This is a genomic window from Pseudomonas sp. E6002 (assembly GCF_013385565.1).
Taxonomy (GTDB): Bacteria; Pseudomonadota; Gammaproteobacteria; order Pseudomonadales; family Pseudomonadaceae; genus Aquipseudomonas.
Genome location: NZ_JACAPT010000029.1, coordinates 50,083 through 68,286, shown reverse-complemented (window position 1 = coordinate 68,286; position 18,204 = coordinate 50,083). Strand labels below are relative to the sequence as shown.

The following is an 18,204-nucleotide window of genomic DNA, read 5'->3' as shown; positions in this document are numbered from 1 at the left end:
CCCCATGAGTGAGCCCACGCCGTACATCTTCGATGCCACCACCGCCACCTTCGATCAGGCGGTGATCCAGAACTCCTTCGAAAAACCCGTGCTGGTGGATTTCTGGGCCGAGTGGTGCGCGCCGTGCAAGGCGTTGATGCCGATGCTCGCGCAGATTGCCGAGAGTTATCAGGGTGAGTTGCTGTTGGCCAAGGTCGATTGCGATGCCGAGCCGGACGTGGTCTCGCGCTTTGGCATTCGCAGCCTGCCGACCGTGGTGCTGTTCAAGGATGGCCAGCCAGTGGATGGGTTTGCCGGTGCGCAGCCTGAATCCGCCGTGCGCGCGATGCTGGAGCCCCATGTGCAGATGCCACCACCGGCGGCTGCCGATCCACTGGAGCAGGCCCAGGCGCTGTTTGCCGAAGGCCGTATCACCGACGCCGAGGCCGTGCTGGTCACCCTGCTTGGCGAAGACAACACCAACGCCGCCGCGCTGATCCTGTACGCACGCTGCCTGGCCGAGCGCGGTGAACTGGGCGAAGCGCAAACCGTGCTCGACGCGGTCAAGAGCGATGATCACAAGGCCGCACTGGCCGGCGCCAAGGCGCAGATCACTTTCCTGCGCCAGGCCGCCGACCTGCCGGACGCCGCAGACCTGAAAGCCCGCCTGGCGCAAAACCCGCAGGATGACGAGGCGGTGTACCAACTGGCCGTGCAACAACTGGCGCGCCAGCAATACGACGCCGCGCTGGATGGCTTGCTCAAGCTGTTCATCCGCAACCGCAGCTACAGCGAAGGCCTGCCCCACAAGACGCTGTTGCAGGTGTTCGAACTGCTCGGCAACGATCACCCGCTGGTCACCGTATACCGCCGCAAGCTGTTCGCCGCGCTTTACTGATCGTTACTCGATCCAACTGTACAGCGGCGTATCCCCGCCGCTGGCTACCTTGACCTTGGCGCTATGGCGCAGGCGCACCAGCAGGCGCTTGCCCGCCGAGGCGCTGCCGGCCAGGCCTTCCAGCTGATCAAGCAATTCCAGGCCGTTGAGTTGCCCGGCCTTGCGCAGCAAATCCTGGGCGGCCTGCCACAGGCTCTCGTCCAGGTTACCCGCCGCCGGCGTCACTACCGGTTCCGCACTCGGGGTTTTGCTGGCCTGCAACTGCGCGCCCAGCCGGGCCCAGTCGCCGTCATCCAGCTCCAGGGTCAAGTCCACCGGCAGGTCACCGACGGTTCCACGAATTCTCAACATCGCACTTACTCCCGCACTTTTCTGACGAGCATGCTCCCACGCGTCTTGCGCTACGCCAAGCAGGCGGTCAAACTCCTCGCAAAATTGTTATAAGATCACATAACAAAACTTTCATCTTTGTCCGGGAGCTCCACCATGCGCCGTATGCTGCTCGCTTTGCCGTTTGCCCTGTTGCCACTGGCCATCGCCCAGGCTGCCGACGAGCACGACCATGATCACGAGCACGGCAGCCTCGGTGCCCACGAACACGGCGTGGGTCGCCTCAATGCGGTGCTCGACGGCCAGGCCCTGGAGCTGGAACTGGACAGCCCGGCGATGAACCTGGTGGGCTTCGAACATCTCGCCACCACCCCTGCCGATAAAGCCAAGGTCGCCGCTGCCCGCAAACAACTTGAACAACCTTTGGTGCTGTTCAGCCTGCCCAAGGCCGCCGGTTGCGTGATCAGCACCCAGGAACTGAACAGCCCGCTGTTCGGCGACAAGCCTGAAGCCGACCACGATGAAGACGATGACGACCACGCCACCGATGGCAAAGGCGCCGCCGCCCACGAACATCACCACGACCACAGCGAAATCCACGCTCACTACCAGTTCACTTGCGCCACGCCGACCGCGCTGAGCAACCTTGACCTGACCCAGGTGTTCAAGACCTTCCCCGCCACCCAGAAAATTCAGGTACAACTCATTGGCCCGAGCGGCCAGCAGGGTGTGGAAGCGACGGCCACAGCAGCCACCCTGAAATTCTGATGTAAACACCACACTGTAGGAGCTGGCTTGCCTGCGATGCAGACGCCGCGGTGCTCCAGAAACACCGCGGTGATGCCATCGCAGGCAAGCCAGCTCCTACAGTTGATCGGTGTCATCATCCAAATCGAGCCAGACCACTGACCTCCCTATGACCCAAGCACTTATCGAACTGTCTGACCTGGGCTTCAATTGGCCCGGTCACCCACAGTTGCTGGACATCCCCACGTTCCGCCTGGAGCCGGGGGAAACCCTGTTCCTCAAGGGCCCCAGCGGCAGTGGCAAGACCACCCTGCTCGGCCTGTTGGGCGGTGTGCAAAAGCCCAGCCGCGGCAGTATTCGCCTGCTGGGCCAGGAACTGACGGAACTCTCGGCCGGCGCCCGCGACCGTTTCCGGGTCGACCACACCGGCTACATCTTCCAGCAGTTCAACCTGCTGCCGTTTCTCTCGGTGCGCGAGAACGTCGAATTGCCCTGCCACTTTTCAACGTTACGGGCACAGCGGGCAATCCAGCGTCACGGCAGCGTCGACCAGGCTGCCGCGACCTTGCTCGCCCACCTGGGCCTGAAGGACAAGAGCCTGCTGGAGCGCCGCGCCGACTCCCTGTCCATCGGCCAACAACAACGGGTGGCCGCTGCCCGTGCGCTGATCGGCCAGCCGGAGCTGGTGATCGCCGACGAGCCGACCTCGGCCCTGGACTACGACGCCCGGGAAGCCTTCATTCAGTTGCTGTTCGCCGAATGCCGCGAAGCAGGCGCCAGCCTGTTGTTCGTCAGCCATGACCAGAGCCTGGCGCCGCTGTTCGACCGCAACCTGTCGCTGGCCGAACTCAATCGCGCCGCCACGCCCGCAGAGGTTTGAGATGTATTTGTTTCGACTAGCCATGGCCAGCCTGGCTAACCGCCGCTTTACCGCGATCCTCACCGCCTTCGCCATCGCCCTGTCGGTGTGCCTGTTGCTGGCGGTGGAACGGGTACGCACCGAAGCCCGCGCCAGCTTCGCCAGCACCATCAGCGGTACCGACCTGATCGTCGGCGCGCGCTCCGGCTCGGTGAATTTGCTGCTGTATTCAGTGTTCCGCATCGGCAACGCCACCAACAACATTCGCTGGGACAGCTACGAACACTTCGCGGCCAACCCGCAGGTAAAATGGGCGATCCCGATTTCCCTCGGCGACTCCCACCGTGGCTACCGCGTGATGGGCACCAACGAATCCTATTTCGAACACTATCAATACGGCCGCCGGCAGAACCTGGAACTGGCCAGCGGTCGCGCCTTCGCCACCGATCCATTCGAAGTGGTGCTCGGCGCCGAAGTGGCCGACGCGCTGCATTACAAGCTCGGCGACAAGCTGGTGCTGGCCCACGGCGTGGCGGTGGTCAGCCTGGTCAAGCACGATGACAAGCCGTTCACCGTGGTCGGCATTCTCAAGCGCACCGGCACTCCGGTGGACCGCACACTGCATATCAGCCTCGGCGGCATGGAAGCGATTCACATCGACTGGCACAACGGCGTACCGGCCCAGGGCAAAGGTCGGATCAGCGCCGATCAGGCCCGCAACATGGACCTGACGCCACAAGCCATCACCGCGTTCATGCTCGGTTTGAACAACAAGATTTCCACCTTCGCCCTGCAACGGGAGATCAACGAGTTCCGTGGCGAGCCGATGCTGGCGATCCTGCCGGGCGTGGCGCTGCAAGAGCTGTGGAGCATGATGGGCACGGCTGAAAAAGCGCTGTTCGTGATCTCGCTGTTCGTGGTGCTGACCGGCTTGATCGGCATGCTCACCGCGATCCTCACCAGCCTCAACGAGCGCCGCCGGGAAATGGCAATCCTGCGTTCAGTGGGCGCGCGGCCCTGGCATATTGCGACCTTGCTGATCTTCGAAGCCTTTGCCCTGGCATTGTCGGGCGTGATCGCCGGCGTCGGGCTGCTGTATGTGTGCATCGCCGCGTCGCGCGGGTATTTGCAGGCCAACTACGGCCTGGACCTGCCGCTGTCGTTGCCGAGCGAATATGAATGGACTTTGTTGGGCGGTATTCTCGTCGCAGCCCTGCTGATGGGCAGCGTGCCGGCCTGGCGCGCCTACCGGCAATCGTTGGCCGACGGCCTGTCGATACGTTTATGAGGAAGCTGTTGATGCGTCGCGTCGTGCTCGCACTGTTACTGCTGGTGGCCCTGCCCGTGTGGGCTGAAGACCAGCCCAAGGACCTGTCGTGGCAGGAGATGATCCCGCCGGACGCGCCGCCGGAAATCCCCAACATGAAACCGCTGCACGACTTGTCGGGCATGGCCGATGCGTTGTCGGTGGAGTCAGCGCCGGCCGCCAAGCAGGACCTGCCCAACGCGCCGGTCGTACAGAGCCTGGACGGTAAGCACATCCGCCTGCCGGGTTATATCGTGCCGCTGGAAGTCAGCGAAGAAGGTCGCACCACGGAGTTCCTGCTGGTGCCGTATTTCGGCGCGTGCATCCATGTACCGCCACCGCCGTCGAACCAGATCGTGCATGTGAAAAGCGAAGTCGGCGTGAAGCTCGACGAGTTGTATCAACCGTACTGGATCGAAGGCCAGATGCAGGTCAAACCGTCCAGCAGTGAACTGGCCGACGCCGGCTACCAGATGGATGCCGACAAGATCTATGTGTACGAGTTGCAGGAATAACCCGTGATTGCGCTTTCATTGAGCTGAGTCAAAAGCTCGAACGTTACGATCTTTACCATTGGACACAAGCAATTAATAACGTCCTTTGGAGCTCCCATGAACAAGTCCCTGCTCGGCGCGTCGCTTGTCGCGCTCGCCCTCGTCGCCCCTGTTGCCCACGCTCACGAAGCGGGTGACATCCTGATTCGCGCCGGTGCCATCACCGTCAACCCGAAAGCGGACAGCAGCAGTGTCAAGGTTGACCAGGGCCCGCTGGCCGGGACCAACCTGGGCGGCAAGGCGACCATGAGCAGCGACACCCAGCTGGGCTTGAACTTCGCCTACATGTTCACCAGCCACTGGGGTATCGAATTGCTGGCGGCCACACCGTTCGAGCACGATGTGAAGATCAAGAACACCGCCCTGGGCGCTGCCAACGGCAAGCTCGGTACGCTGAAACACCTGCCACCGACCCTGAGCGTCGTGTACTACCCGCTGGACAGCAAGTCGGTATTCCAACCGTACATCGGCGCCGGTATCAACTACACCTGGATCTACGACGAGCACGTCGGCAGCCGCGCCGAGCAGGCCGGCTTCAGCAACTTCAAGGCGGAAAACTCCTGGGGTTGGGCCGCGCAGATCGGTGCGGACTACATGATCAACGACAAGTGGATGATCAACGCCCAGGCGCGCTACATCGACATCAGCACCAAGGCCACCGTGGATAACAACGCCCTGGGCCAGGGCACTCGGGCCAAGGTCAATGTGGATGTTGACCCGATGGTGTACATGGTCGGTATTGGCTACAAGTTCTAGGTTCTACCCAAGGCCCTGTAGTACAGGGCCTTTTTTGTGAGGCTTCCCCTGGAGGCAAGCGCCAATCAGAGGCCAGGCACACGCCCGTGTGCTGCGAATCAGGCGTCAGCCAGGAGCTGGTGCACTTCAGCGATGACCAAGTCAATGTTGAACGGCTTTTTCAACACCGCATTGAACAAGTCCGACCGCTCCATACCAATATGTGCCTGGGCTCCGCTGATCAGAATGATGGGCAAGTGTTTGACTGCCGGCAGAGCACGAACCGCTTCGGCAAACTCCTGGCCATCCATGACCGGCATCATGAAGTCGGTGATGATCAACGCTGGCCGCTCGCGCTCCAGGACCTCGAGTGCTTTCTGGCCATTGCTCGCTTTTACGACCATGTACCCCTCATCCTCCAGCGCATAGCCGAGAATGTCAGCGATCAAATACTCGTCGTCGACGACCAGGATGGTGGTCATGTCAATTCAACCCGAATCAGAGACTTAGGACGTTGAGCCCGGCAGCGAAGAATCATTAGGGACAGCCAATGCATTTCTTGATGCCTTCTTCAGGTCAACGCCGTTTTCATGGATTACCACTTCAAGAAGCGAAGGATCGTAGAAGCTATCTCGTACCTTAAGAATCGAAAGCATTCTTCTTAGTTCAGATTGAATCTCGAAGAAACGCATCAGCAGCAGGTTATCGACAATACTGGAGAGGTCCGGGGTTGGAGAGCTGACCTCCGAACCAAAAACGTCACGCATCTCCCATGAGGCAAACACCGTTACGCCACGGGCACGAAGCTCGCTCATCAGGGCGCTGTAGAAATCAGTGATACGTGCCGGGTTCGTCGACACTCGGGTCATGCCGCTCAAGCTGTCGATGAACAGGCGCTTGATGCCCTTTTCCTCAACCATTTTCAGCAGCCGTGCGCCGAGACCGTCGATCAGGCCTTCTGTCGTGGGTTGCCAGGCAATATTCAGCGCACCACTTTCTTCCATACCCTTGATATCAATCCCCAGCGATTGGCCTTTGAGACGTAACCGCTGCGGGCTTTCATAAAAACCGAAATGCAGGCCCGGCGCTTCCACTGTCGACTCTGCGAGAAACCTGAGCCCCAACGTGGTTTTCCCGACGCCGGAAGGCCCCATGACGAGGGTAACGGAGGAACTGTGCAGGCCACCGCCGATGATGGCGTCCAGCGAACCGATGCCGCTGGTGATACGCGTCAGATCGGCACTGTCAGGTAAAGACGGATGGCTGTAGAGGCTTTCCAGACGCGGATAAACTACCAGGCCATCGTCGGTGATTTCACACTCGTGCAATCCGGTCAGTGCACCACTGCCGCGAGTCTTGCGCAGTTGAATACGGCGCACTGAACGGCTGCCGTGAAGCTCTTCACCCATCTCGATCACACCATCAACCATGGTGTGCTCGGGACTGCCGTCGTCCAACCGGGAACTGGTGAGAAACAGCACCGTACAACCGGCGAACGCAGCGTGCCCTTGCAGCTCGGAAATGAATTTCTTGGTGTCGATGGGCGAGTCAGCCTTGGAGCGTGCATTGAGCAAGCCATCGACCACTAACACGGTGGCCTTCTGGCGACTGATCTCACGCCGAAGCAGCTTGACCACCTCATCGAGACCGTCGTTCTCAAGGGTGTCAAACGCACTGACGAACTGAATTTCAGCCCCCACCCGGGAAACATCAAAGAAGTTCAGGGTCGAGAGGAACTGAAATAAACGGTCGTGGGATTCGGCCAGCAACGTGGCGACCAGTACACGGCCCCCATTGCGCGCATGGTTAAACCCCAGCTGATTGGCGAGGATGGTTTTACCGGATCCCGGGCGCCCCTGGATAATGTAGGAGGCACCTGCGACTAGCCCACCCTTGAGCAGAGCATCCAGCCCTTCTATTCCGCTTTGAAGGCGATTTAGCTTTTCCACAATGCAACCCTGATGTGAACAACAGGCTCTTGAGCCGAAGGTTTACGATGCTAACTCCATTTGTGCAATCGGGCTATCCACTCAGCCCGTTCAAGCGCGGGGCAAATAAAGCGTGAACGTACTTCCCTGACCAGGACGACTCTCTACCCTGATCTCTCCCCCCGACTGCTTGGCAAAACCAAATACCTGGCTGAGCCCCAACCCGGTTCCCTGGCCGTTGCCTTTGGTGGAGAAAAACGGTTCAAAGATCCTGTCGAGGTTGAGCGGTGCGATACCCGAACCATTGTCTGTGATGGAGACGGCAACGTAACTTCCGTTCATAAGGGCATGACCATTGGACGCAGGGATAAGGTCCATCGACTCAACACGGATGACCACCTCACCGTGATCAGGCATGGCGTCTCGGGCATTCATGAGCATATTGAGAATGGCGGTTTCAAACTGTTCTGGGTCAACGTGAACAACGCAGGGTGCTGCTGTGGACTCAATGCGTACGTTGATGCCTGTGCCAACCCGCAAAGCGATGGTATCGGCCATGGCCAACGTGCTTGAATTGACGTCCAGCGGTGCGGGATGGAGGGTTTGCCTGCGAGCGAAGGACAGCAATTGGCTGGTGAGGTGAGAACCACGCTTTACCGCCTCGGAAATGGCTTGCACCAGGCGCAGCCGCCGCTCTTCCGATACTGACGGACGCGTCAAAAGATCTGCTGAAGAACGGATCACCGTCAGCAGGTTGTTAAAGTCATGAGCCACGCGGCCCGTTATCCGCCCCAGCGCTTCCATCTTCTGCGACTGCAGTAACTGCTCCTGGGTCGCATCCTGAACGGTTCCCGTCATCGCGACGGGCTGACCGTCATCGGCGTAACGGGCTCTGGCACACACGTGCAGCCAGCGAGTTTCACCGTGGGGCGTGACGATCCGATAGTAAACGTCGTAGGCGCAGCGTCGAGCGATCGAGCGATCCCATGCGTCAGCCACTCGGCCTCTGTCTTCGGAGTGCACCAGGCGCTGCATGTGTTCATAACTGAACGGTATCTGTGGTTCGAGTCCGAAGTTGAGGCGGCAAGTGGCCGAGGTCTTCAGCTCGCCCGTCGTCAAATCCAGGCGCCATATACCAAGCCCGGCGGCACTCAAAGCGAACTGCAGGTCGTGCGCTTCCTCATACACATCATCGTGAGGCGGCGGCGAACCATTCACCGGAGAATGTGTTGCCATGATGGGTGGGGCTCCTCTTTTAGGCTGCCCATGGCTGGATGGGCGAAGTCTTCTTCTGAATGCAGACTTTTGCTTTTGCTGAACGAGCCGTAAGCACAATCAATCCCTATTGGCATGGATGACCGGGCGCACCAAAGGTTTCAAATTTTTCGTATGCCGTGGCGCATCCGACTTGCCAACACATATCACTTTTAACCGTCCGCGCACCGCCACAAAAAAAGGCGCCTGTTTCAGGCGCCTTTTTTATGTTTGACCGTGTCGATAGAACCGGTCGAGCAACGCCGGCAGCCCGGCCCGCCATGCCCGTGGCTTGATGCCGAAGGTGTGGAGGATTTTCTTGCAGGCCAGCACCGCGTGTTGCGGCTCGTCGGCTGCATCCGGACGGGCGGCGTGGGCCTGGGCGGTCGGCGCTTCCACGGCCAGCGGGTGGAAGTTGCGCGCTTCGGTCAGGATCGCCTGCCCCAGCGCCAGCGGGGTAGTCGCTTCGTGGCCGGCATAGTGATAAGTGCCCCACAACGGCGCGGCGCAATCCAGTTGCTTAAGCACCGAAATGATCACCCGCGCGGCATCGTCCACCGGCGTCGGGTTGCCCCGGCGGTCGTCGGCCATCAGCAGTTCGTCAGGTTTTTCGGCACGGGCCAGGAAGCGCCCGAGGGTGCCGTCGACGCTGTCATCCAGCAGCCAGCCGAAACGCAACAGCACGTGCTGCGGGCAGGTGGCGCGTACGCTCTGCTCGATGCGCCACAACGCCTGGCCTCGAAGGCCCAAGGGCACGGGTTCGTCTTTTTCGCTGTAGGCGGTGGCGCGGGAGCCATCGAACACCCGGTAGCTGGACGGTTGCAGCAGGGTGATGCTGTGGTGCTGGCACAGTTCAGCCAGGCGCTCGATCGCATATTCCTGGGCGGCCAGGCGTGTCTCGCTGACCGTCTCCGCCTGAAACCAGTCGAAGTAATAGGCGAGATTGATCAAGGCATCGGGACGGGTGTCGTCGAGCAGTTGCGTGAGGCTCGCGGCATCCCAGCCGTCTTGGGGCGGGCGCGGGGCGAGGAAACCGATGTCTTCCTCCGCACCGAGGCGAATCAGCGCCTGCCCGAGGGCATTCCCGCCGCCCAGTAACATAAGGCGCATTCGCATAGATTGAGCAGGCCCGGTCTGTTTGGAACGATGGTTATTATCGACAGGCTTGTGAGCCATGCCGTTGGCATTTGCCAGAATCGTTGCATTTTGCGGGTTTGTAGCGCAACCGTCACTTATAAAGTGCGCCGCCGATTGCGGCCGGGGGGCTTTAGGCAGAGAGAGCCTTTTTATGGCTAGGGAGCATGCAGTGGCTAGGGGCCTTGCAGTGGTCAGGGAGCTTGCTGTGGCCAGGGAGCTTCTTGTGGCGAGGGAGCTTGCTCCCGCTGGGCTGCGTAGCGGCCCCAAAAAAGCGGGAGCGCTGCGCACTCCAGCGGGAGCAAGCTCCCTCGCCACTGCAAGCTCCCTCGCCACAACAAGCTCCCTTACCGCAGCAAGATCCCTCACCACAGGGAATGCATCCCGGGGTTGCAAGTTGCCGGGGCCGGCCGCATAAATTGGGGATGAACCTTCCAGAATCAACGGACACGGTCTTGAACGGTTTCCACCCCGCCGTCAGCACCTGGTTCCGCAGCACGTTCCCGTCGGTGACCGCCGCCCAGGCCCAGGCGTGGCCGCTGATCCGCCAGCGCCGTTCCACACTGATCGCCGCACCCACCGGCTCCGGCAAGACCCTGACTGCCTTTCTCGCGGTGCTGGACGATCTCGTGCACCAAGGCCTGGCCAATGGCGGCCAACTGCCAGACCAAACGCTGGTGGTCTACGTCTCGCCCCTGAAGGCTCTTTCCAACGACATCCAGATCAACCTGCAAACCCCGCTGGCCGGCATCACCGAGCACTTGCAGCGCCTCGACCTGCCACCGCTGGCGATCCGCACCGCCGTGCGTACCGGCGACACCCCACAGAAAGACCGCGCCCTGATGCGCAAGCACCCGCCGCACATCCTGGTCACCACCCCGGAATCGCTCTACGTGCTGCTCGGCTCGGACTCGGGCCGGCAGATGCTTGCCAGCACCCGCACGGTGATCGTCGATGAGATCCACGCCATCGCCGCCAGCAAGCGCGGCAGCCACATGGCCCTGACACTGGAGCGCCTGCAGGGTTTGTGCAGCGAACCGCTGACCCGCATCGGCCTGTCCGCCACGCAAAAGCCCATCGAGGCGGTGTCGCGCTTTCTGGTGGGCACCGGCCGGCCTTGCGAGATCGTCGATATCGGCCACGCACGCCCACGGGACCTGGATATCGAAGTGCCGCCGGTGCCGCTGTCGGCCGTCATGGCCAACGACGTGTGGGAGCTGGTCTACGACCGCCTCGCCGAACTGGCCAGGCAACACCGCACCACGCTGATTTTCGTCAACACCCGGCGCCTGGCCGAACGCCTGGCCCGGCACTTGAGCGAGCGCCTGGGCAAAACCGCCGTCGCCGCCCACCACGGCAGCCTCGCGAAGGAAATGCGCCTGGACGCCGAACAACGGCTCAAGGCCGGTGAGCTGCAGGTGTTGATCGCCACTGCGTCGCTGGAACTGGGGATTGATATCGGCGATGTCGACCTGATGTGCCAGATCGGCTCGCCCGGCTCGATCAACGGTTTTCTGCAACGGGTCGGACGCTCCGGGCATCAGGTCGGCGGCACGCCCAAGGGCCGGTTGTTCGCCACCACCCGCGACGACCTGATCGAATGCGCCGCCCTGCTCGACTGCGTGCGCCGGGGCGAGCTGGACACCTTGCTGATCCCGGTTGCGCCGCTGGATGTGCTGGCCCAGCAGATCATCGCCGAAGTCAGCTGCCAGGAATGGCAGGAACAGGCCCTGCTCACGCTGATCCGCCGCGCCTCGCCCTACGCCGAGCTGGATGAACGTCATTATCAGGCGCTGCTGCAAATGCTCGCCGAAGGCTACAACGGGCGCCAGGGCCTGCGCAGCGCCTACCTGCACCGCGACGCCATCACCCGCACCCTGCGTGGCCGGCGGGGCGCCAAGCTCACCGCCGTGACCAGCGGCGGCACCATCCCCGACAACGCCGACTACAGCGTGCTGCTTGAGCCGCAAAGCCTGAACATCGGCAGCGTCAACGAAGACTTCGCGGTGGAAAGCATCGCCGGCGATATCTTCCAGCTGGGCAACACCTCCTACCGCATCCTGCGAGTGGAGCCCGGCAAGGTGCGGGTCGAGGATGCCCACGGCCAGCCGCCGACCATTCCGTTCTGGCTCGGCGAAGCACCGGGGCGCAGTGCCGAGTTGTCGTTTGCCGTGGCGCGTTTTCAGGGGCAACTGGACGCGCTGCTGGGCGCCACGCCGGGTAACCTGCAACCGGCGCTCGATTGGCTCACCGGTACCCTCGGCCTGAACCTGGCCAGCGCCGAACAACTGCTGGATTACCTGGCGCGGGCGCGGCTGGCGCTGAGCGCGCTGCCGTCCCAGGACACGTTGATCATGGAACGGTTTTTCGACGAGTCCGGCGGCACCCAATTGATCATCCACACGCCGTTCGGCAGTCGCATCAACCGCGCCTGGGGCCTGGCGCTGCGCAAGCGGTTTTGCCGCACCTTCAACTTCGAACTGCAAGCCGCCGCCAGCGAGGATGCGATCGTGTTGTCGCTGTCCACCAGTCACAGCTTTGAGCTGGACGAAGTGTGGCGCTACCTGAACAGCAACACGGCCGAGCACATCCTGATCCAGGCGGTACTGGATGCACCGCTGTTCGGCGTGCGCTGGCGCTGGAATGCCGGGGTGGCCCTGGCATTGCCGCGCTACACCGGTGGGCGCAAGGTGGCGCCGCAGATCCAGCGCATGAAGAGTGAAGACCTGATCGCCAGTGTGTTCCCCGACCAGATCGCTTGCCTGGAAAACCTCGCCGGCGAGCGCGAAGTGCCCGAGCATCCGCTGGTGGAGCAAACCCTCGACGACTGCCTGCACGAAGCCATGGACAGCGAAGGCTGGCTGGCCCTGTTGCGGCGCATGGAGCGCGGCGAAATCCGCCTGATCAGCCGTGATCTGCCGGCGCCGTCGCCACTGGCAGCAGAGATTCTCAGCGCCCGCCCCTACACCTTTCTCGACGACGCTCCGCTGGAGGAGCGCCGCACCCAGGCCGTGCTCAACCGGCGCTGGAGCGACCCGCAAAGCACCGATGACCTTGGCGCGCTGGATGCCGAAGCGATTGCTGGTGTGTGCGAGGAAGCCTGGCCTGCGCCTAATGGCCTGGATGAAATGCATGAAGCGTTGATGAGCCTGGCGTGCATCGCTGAATCGGAAGTTGCGCCGCAATGGGCCGAATGGCTGCAAGCCCTGGCCGACGGTGGGCGCGCCAGCCGATTGCAGATCGGTACCGACCAGGCCGTTTGGGTCGCTCTGGAGCGCTTGAGCTGTTTGACGGCGATCTACCCGAACGAGCTGCCGCTGTTGCCCGGTTTCGATGAGCCCTGGACCTTCGATGAAGCCTTGGTGGAAGTGCTGCGGGCGCGCCTGAGCGGCTTCGGCCCATTGACGCTGATCGAGATCGCCGCGCCCCTGGCCTTGCCGGTGGCCGACGTATCACAGGCACTCGCGCGGCTGGAGAGCGAAGGCTACGTGCTGCGCGGCCGTTTCAGCCCCGGCGCCAGCGCCGAACAATGGTGCGAACGTCACCTGCTGGCGCGCATTCACCGCTACACGGTCAAGCGCCTGCGCCGGGAAATCGAGCCGGTGGCGTTGCAGGATTTCATGCGTTTTCTGTTCGACTGGCAGCACCTGTCGAACGGTACCCGCGGCCAGGGCAGCGTAGTGTTGCCGCAGATCGTCGCGCAGTTGGAAGGGTACGCCGCAGCCACTTCGGCCTGGGACAGCGATTTGCTCAGCGCACGAATCAAGGATTACGCGCCCCACTGGCTGGACGATTTGTGCCGCAGCGGCAAAGTGGTGTGGACGCGCCTGAGCAACAAGGCCGGCGCGACGGCCCTGCGCAGCACGCCAGTGGTGCTGTTGCCCCGCAGCCAGGTGCCATTGTGGAGTGGACTGACCGAAGCGCCGGACAGCACCGAGCTGTCGCCCAAGGCACAGAAAGTCCATCAGGCGCTGCGGGAAAACGGCGCGCTGTTTTTCGATGAATTGATCCACGAAGCCCATCTGCTGCGCAGCGAACTGGAAACCGCGTTGCAGGAACTGGTGGGCGCGGGGCTGGCGAACGCCGACAGCTTCGCCGGCCTGCGCGCCCTGACCACGCCGGCGAGCAAACGTCAGGCCCGCAGCAGTCGGCGCGGGCGTGGCGCGTTTGTCGGCGGGATGGACGATGCCGGGCGTTGGGCCCTGGTACGGCGGGCGCCGGTGGCGGATGGCACACGTCCGGGGGCTCACTCGGCCGAGACGCTGGAGCATGTGGCGATGACCTTGCTGCGCCGCTACGGGGTGGTGTTCTGGCGCCTGCTGGAGCGCGAGGCGGACTGGCTGCCCAGTTGGCGCGAATTGCTGCGTACGTTCCACCGGCTGGAGGCCCGGGGCGAGATTCGTGGCGGGCGGTTTGTGAGTGGTTTGGCGGGGGAACAGTTTGCGTTGCCGGAAGCGATTCCGCTGCTGCGGGAAGTTCGGCGGCGGCCCCACGATGGAAGCTTGATTGCCGTGTGTGGGGCGGATCCGCTGAACCTGGTCGGTACGCTGCTGCCGGGTAGCAAGGTGCCGGCGTTGAGCGGCAATCGGTTGGTGTACCGGGATGGATTGCCGGCGGCGGTGGAGATTGCCGGCAAGCAGCAGGTGTTGCTGGAGTTGGATCAGCAGGAGGCCGGGTTGGTGCGGGAAAAACTGATCAGACACTGACTTGTGCAGCGCCCGTAATGACGCCTTCGCGAGCAAGCCCGCTCCCACTTTCAATCCGGTTCCGCCCTTGGAATGCGGTCGAATGTGGGAGCGGGCTTGCTCGCGAAGAGGCCGGCGGCCTCAACACAAAACTATTGGGTTCTAGGCTGCTCGGTAAGCACCACCGACGAAGGCACTTCTTCCTCCGGCTCATCCACCTGCTGCCCGACCCGCTGCGGCAGCATCACCTGCTGTGGATAAGTTTGCGCGAAGTGAACAAAGGCACAGTTATCCACAAGCTTTTTCAAGCGCTGGTTAAACGCGCGGCTCACCGCATATTGCCCACCCGACACCGTGCGGAACTGCGCCGTCAGCACCACGCCGTTGAGGTCCATCTTGTCGACGCCAAATACCTCCAGCGGCCCTTGCAGGTTGTACTTGAGGAACACGTCGTCGCGGATCGACTGCCCCGCCTCGCGAATCAGCTCCACGGCCTTGTCGACATCGGTGTCGTAGGTGAACTGCACCGAGAAGAACGCATAGGCGAATTGCCGCGACTGGTTGGTGACGGCCTTGATCTGCCCGAACGGCACCGAATGCACAAACCCCTTGCCGTCCCGCAGGCGCAGGGTGCGGATGGTCAGCCCCTCGACGGTACCGGCGTGGCCGGAGTCGAGCACCACCCAATCGCCAATCGACAGGGTGTCTTCGATGATGATGAACAGCCCGGTGATTACATCCTGCACCAGTTGCTGGGAGCCAAAACCAATGGCCAGGCCCACCACCCCGGCACCCGCCAGCAGCGGTGCGACGTTGATCCCCAGGTTGGCCATGGTGGTGATCGCGCAGATCACCACCAGGATGATTTTCACTGCGTTGCGCAGCAGTGGCAGGATGGTTTTCACCCGCGTGCTGGGCTGGCGGCTGGAGCGTTTGTTGACCGGGGGTTTCAATGCTTCCTGAATCGCCGTGTCGAGCACCACCCAGAACAGCCAGGTCACCAGCAGGATCAAACCGATGCTGCTCAGGGAGTCGCTGATGGCCCGGCCCACGGAGTTGCGCTGGGCAAACTCAAACAGCGAAACGCCCCAGATACGCCCGAGGATTTCGATAAAGGCGATGGCCATCACGATGCGCAACAGCGCGTGCAGCAGGCTGAGGAAACGTTCCTTGTAGGCACTGCTGCGCTGCACCGCCACCGTGCTGCGGGACTGGAACAGGTGCTGCAACACGGTGCTGAGAAACACCGTGCCGATCAGCAGGATCGTGGTGAACAGTGCGCAGCGCAGGGCTTTCTGGCTGTCGTCGCCGGCGCCGATCAGGTTGATCGCCGACACCAGCACCATCAATAGAATCGGCCAATACCACAGTCCGGAAAACACCCGCAGGGATTGCTGCACCGCCGGGTGTTTCAGGCGCTGGGCCAGGGGCCGGTTGCGGATCAAATGCGCCACCGGACGGCGCAGGCGAATCACCAGCATGCCGAAAATCACCGAGGCAAACAGCCCGGTGAAGATCGCGACGCTGGCGGTGATATTGCCCCCCAGTTGGCGGGCGATCTGTGGGCTGGTCAGCGCATCGCTGAGGGCGGCAAGGAAGCCGATCAGGAACAGCGGCTTGGGGCAGTAGTCCCGAATAATCTTCACCGCAGGGCGCTTGTGGCCGACGTTGAACATGACGATCACGCACAACAGGATCGAGGTGGAGAAAATGCCGCTGCTGGTGGCGTAGGCAAAACACAGCGCCAGCGCACGGCCCACCGAGGTGGGCAGGAAGTGGCTGACGTAGAGCGTCAATGGCAGGCAGATAAGCGCCGGTATCGTGTAGGGAATCAGGTAACCCAGCAACGCCTGGAGGCGCTGGCGCGGTGCGATATGCCGCTGCAGGCTCAGGCGCTTGACGATAAAGCGCCCCAGCAGGGTCAGCGCGGCGAACGCGCCGATCCACACCCCGGACAACAACAGGAAATCCCCGGCTACGCTCCACGAGGAACGTTCGGACGGCTGGTTGACCAGCTTGTCCACCTCATCCGCCGCCCGGTCGGCCCGCAGCCGCCAGGCGTCGACCAGGTTCTGGTTGAGGTCGAGTTTGTCCTGCACATCATCGATGCTGGAGCTGATGGCGCCGAGCAGGCCGCCTTCTACCAACAGTTCCGGCTGGGCCGGGGCGGCAGGCGCTGGAGCCGCGGGGGCGGTGGCCGCTTGCAGCGCGCCGCTGCCGCAGAACAGCAGCGTGCCGAGCAGTAGCACAGTCTTTAAATTCAACAAAACACCGGGCTCCTTCAGAAGGGTCTGTAAGGAACTGACGGGTTTGACGCCTGATCGTTCCCCGTATACTTCGATCCGTGCGCCCCAGGCAAATATCAAATGCCAATACCTGTCTTTTTCCGCACAAGCCGAACCCCGAGACTGCGCTCCTGATTGAAACACACCGGAGTTGCAGCCATGCCCATTGCCTTGCTCGCGCTGACCCTCAGCGCTTTTGCCATCGGGACGACCGAGTTCGTCATCGTTGGCCTCTTACCCACCATCGGCGCCGACCTGGGTGTCGACTTGCCGTCCGCCGGCCTGCTGGTCAGCCTCTACGCCCTGGGCGTGGCCATCGGCGCTCCGGTACTCACCGCCCTCACCGGCAAAGTGCCACGCAAACTGCTGTTGTTGTCGCTGATGGTGCTGTTCACCCTCGGCAACCTGCTGGCCTGGCAAGCGCCGAGTTATGAGTCCCTGGTACTGGCACGGATCGTCACCGGCCTGGCCCACGGGGTGTTCTTCTCGATTGGCTCCACGATCGCCACAAGCTTGGTGCCCAAGGAAAAAGCCGCCAGCGCGATTGCCATCATGTTTACCGGCCTGACCGTCGCGTTGGTGACCGGTGTGCCACTGGGGACGTTTATCGGCCAGCACTTCGGCTGGCGCGAAACCTTCCTCGCCGTCTCGGCCCTGGGCTTGATCGCGTTTATCGGCAGCCTGCTCTACGTACCGAAAAACATCGCCCACAGCAAGCCCGCGTCGCTGTTGCAGCAACTGCAAGTGTTGAAACAACCACGGCTGCTGCTGGTGTACGCCATGACGGCGGTGGGTTACGGCGGCTCGTTCATCGCGTTCACCTACCTGGCGCCAATCCTTCAGGACATCTCCGGGTTCAGCGCCGGCACCGTCAGCCTGGTGTTGCTGGTGTATGGCATCTCGGTGGCCATCGGTAATATCTGGGGCGGCAAGCTGGCCGACAAACGCGGCCCGATCAGCGCCCTGAAAATCATCTTTGCCCTGCTCGCCGCTGTGTTGTTCGTGCTGACCTTCACCGCGGGTAATCCATGGCTGGCCCTGGCCACTGTGCTGGTGTGGGGCGCGGTCGCTTTCGGCAATGTGCCGGGCTTGCAGGTGTATGTGGTGCGCCAGGCGGAACATCACACGCCGAACGCGGTGGACGTGGCCTCGGGCCTGAACATTGCGGCGTTCAACCTGGGGATTGCCGGTGGCGCGTGGGCCGGCGGCATGATCGTCGCCCACATGGGCTTGATCCACACGGCGTGGATTGGCTGCTCGGTGGTGTTGGTGGCCTTGGCGCTGACGGCCTGGAGCGGGCGCCTTGACCGGCTGGGGCCGGTGTATGCCGAAAGTTCGACCCGGGTGGTTGGCGGGCACTGATCCCGCAGCGATAAAGAACCCAATGTGGGAGCGGGCTTGCTCGCGAAAGCGGTGTGTCAGTCAACAGAGATATCGACTGACCCACCGTCTTCGCGAGCAAGCCCGCTCCCACATTTTGAGAGGTGCCGTCTGTAGGACCATCGAAACT

14 protein-coding genes are annotated in these 18,204 nt (G+C 62.3%); 8 read left to right on the top strand and 6 right to left on the bottom strand.

Going from position 1 to position 18,204, the window contains the following annotated elements; genetic code table 11:
* Positions 1 to 4: 4 nt before the first annotated feature.
* Positions 5 to 877, top strand: coding sequence for a thioredoxin (gene trxA / locus HX815_RS23760; RefSeq protein WP_003209995.1), 873 nt, complete (start codon positions 5 to 7; stop codon positions 875 to 877).
* A gap of 3 nt (positions 878 to 880) precedes the next feature.
* Here trxA and HX815_RS23755 read toward each other — a convergent pair whose 3' ends face one another.
* Positions 881 to 1,228, bottom strand: coding sequence for a hypothetical protein (locus HX815_RS23755; protein WP_003209997.1), 348 nt, complete (start codon positions 1,226 to 1,228; stop codon positions 881 to 883).
* A gap of 135 nt (positions 1,229 to 1,363) precedes the next feature.
* Between HX815_RS23755 and HX815_RS23750 the strand changes: the two genes are divergently transcribed.
* The 5 genes from HX815_RS23750 to HX815_RS23730 all read left to right on the top strand — a co-directional run bounded on the left by HX815_RS23750 (position 1,364) and on the right by HX815_RS23730 (position 5,429).
* Positions 1,364 to 1,975: a DUF2796 domain-containing protein gene (locus HX815_RS23750; protein ID WP_177028974.1), complete on the top strand. Its 612-nt coding sequence runs from the start codon at positions 1,364 to 1,366 to the stop codon at positions 1,973 to 1,975.
* Between the two features lie 148 nt (positions 1,976 to 2,123).
* Positions 2,124 to 2,834 carry an ABC transporter ATP-binding protein gene (locus HX815_RS23745; RefSeq protein ID WP_008436477.1) on the top strand — a complete coding sequence of 237 codons (711 nt, stop codon included), beginning with the start codon at positions 2,124 to 2,126 and terminating at the stop codon, positions 2,832 to 2,834.
* A gap of 1 nt (position 2,835) precedes the next feature.
* Positions 2,836 to 4,101 carry an ABC transporter permease gene (locus tag HX815_RS23740; RefSeq protein WP_003210004.1) on the top strand — a complete coding sequence of 422 codons (1,266 nt, stop codon included), beginning with the start codon at positions 2,836 to 2,838 and terminating at the stop codon, positions 4,099 to 4,101.
* Positions 4,102 to 4,112: 11 nt separating this feature from the next.
* Positions 4,113 to 4,634, top strand: coding sequence for a DUF3299 domain-containing protein (locus tag HX815_RS23735; RefSeq protein WP_008436468.1), 522 nt, complete (start codon positions 4,113 to 4,115; stop codon positions 4,632 to 4,634).
* A 96-nt stretch (positions 4,635 to 4,730) separates the two neighbouring features.
* Positions 4,731 to 5,429 carry an OmpW family protein gene (locus HX815_RS23730; RefSeq protein WP_102369992.1) on the top strand — a complete coding sequence of 233 codons (699 nt, stop codon included), beginning with the start codon at positions 4,731 to 4,733 and terminating at the stop codon, positions 5,427 to 5,429.
* Between the two features lie 98 nt (positions 5,430 to 5,527).
* On the opposite strand, the gene HX815_RS23725 is transcribed toward HX815_RS23730, so the two are convergent.
* From HX815_RS23725 to HX815_RS23710, 4 genes are all read right to left on the bottom strand, one after another.
* On the bottom strand, positions 5,528 to 5,890 hold the full coding sequence (locus HX815_RS23725) for a response regulator (RefSeq protein ID WP_102605740.1): 363 nt from the start codon (positions 5,888 to 5,890) through the stop codon (positions 5,528 to 5,530).
* A 24-nt stretch (positions 5,891 to 5,914) separates the two neighbouring features.
* Positions 5,915 to 7,357, bottom strand: coding sequence for an ATPase domain-containing protein (locus HX815_RS23720; RefSeq protein ID WP_177028973.1), 1,443 nt, complete (start codon positions 7,355 to 7,357; stop codon positions 5,915 to 5,917).
* Positions 7,358 to 7,447: 90 nt separating this feature from the next.
* Entirely contained in the window at positions 7,448 to 8,572 is a 1,125-nt protein-coding gene (locus tag HX815_RS23715) for a PAS domain-containing hybrid sensor histidine kinase/response regulator (protein ID WP_177028972.1), read from the bottom strand.
* Between the two features lie 243 nt (positions 8,573 to 8,815).
* Positions 8,816 to 9,706, bottom strand: a complete 891-nt coding sequence (locus HX815_RS23710; protein WP_008436463.1) for a sugar nucleotide-binding protein — start codon at positions 9,704 to 9,706, stop codon at positions 8,816 to 8,818.
* A gap of 443 nt (positions 9,707 to 10,149) precedes the next feature.
* Here HX815_RS23710 and HX815_RS23705 point away from each other — a divergent pair, with 443 nt between their 5' ends.
* Positions 10,150 to 14,430 (top strand): DEAD/DEAH box helicase, encoded by a 4,281-nt coding sequence (locus HX815_RS23705; RefSeq protein ID WP_177028971.1) that lies wholly within the window; start codon positions 10,150 to 10,152, stop codon positions 14,428 to 14,430.
* Between the two features lie 131 nt (positions 14,431 to 14,561).
* On the opposite strand, the gene HX815_RS23700 is transcribed toward HX815_RS23705, so the two are convergent.
* Positions 14,562 to 16,676, bottom strand: a complete 2,115-nt coding sequence (locus HX815_RS23700; protein ID WP_087692343.1) for a mechanosensitive ion channel family protein — start codon at positions 16,674 to 16,676, stop codon at positions 14,562 to 14,564.
* Between the two features lie 177 nt (positions 16,677 to 16,853).
* Here HX815_RS23700 and HX815_RS23695 point away from each other — a divergent pair, with 177 nt between their 5' ends.
* Positions 16,854 to 18,056 (top strand): MFS transporter, encoded by a 1,203-nt coding sequence (locus tag HX815_RS23695; protein ID WP_177028970.1) that lies wholly within the window; start codon positions 16,854 to 16,856, stop codon positions 18,054 to 18,056.
* Positions 18,057 to 18,204 lie beyond the last annotated feature (148 nt).

Bases quoted from the DNA above. Each gene is read 5' to 3' on its own strand.
- trxA (WP_003209995.1), top strand. From the start codon at position 5: ATGAGTGAGCCCACGCCGTACATCTTCGATGCCACCACCGCCACCTTC.
- HX815_RS23755 (WP_003209997.1), bottom strand. From the start codon at position 1,228: ATGTTGAGAATTCGTGGAACCGTCGGTGACCTGCCGGTGGACTTGACC.
- HX815_RS23750 (WP_177028974.1), top strand. From the start codon at position 1,364: ATGCGCCGTATGCTGCTCGCTTTGCCGTTTGCCCTGTTGCCACTGGCC.
- HX815_RS23745 (WP_008436477.1), top strand. From the start codon at position 2,124: ATGACCCAAGCACTTATCGAACTGTCTGACCTGGGCTTCAATTGGCCC.
- HX815_RS23740 (WP_003210004.1), top strand. From the start codon at position 2,836: ATGTATTTGTTTCGACTAGCCATGGCCAGCCTGGCTAACCGCCGCTTT.
- HX815_RS23735 (WP_008436468.1), top strand. From the start codon at position 4,113: ATGCGTCGCGTCGTGCTCGCACTGTTACTGCTGGTGGCCCTGCCCGTG.
- HX815_RS23730 (WP_102369992.1), top strand. From the start codon at position 4,731: ATGAACAAGTCCCTGCTCGGCGCGTCGCTTGTCGCGCTCGCCCTCGTC.
- HX815_RS23725 (WP_102605740.1), bottom strand. From the start codon at position 5,890: ATGACCACCATCCTGGTCGTCGACGACGAGTATTTGATCGCTGACATT.
- HX815_RS23715 (WP_177028972.1), bottom strand. From the start codon at position 8,572: ATGGCAACACATTCTCCGGTGAATGGTTCGCCGCCGCCTCACGATGAT.
- HX815_RS23710 (WP_008436463.1), bottom strand. From the start codon at position 9,706: ATGCGAATGCGCCTTATGTTACTGGGCGGCGGGAATGCCCTCGGGCAG.
- HX815_RS23705 (WP_177028971.1), top strand. From the start codon at position 10,150: ATGAACCTTCCAGAATCAACGGACACGGTCTTGAACGGTTTCCACCCC.
- HX815_RS23695 (WP_177028970.1), top strand. From the start codon at position 16,854: ATGCCCATTGCCTTGCTCGCGCTGACCCTCAGCGCTTTTGCCATCGGG.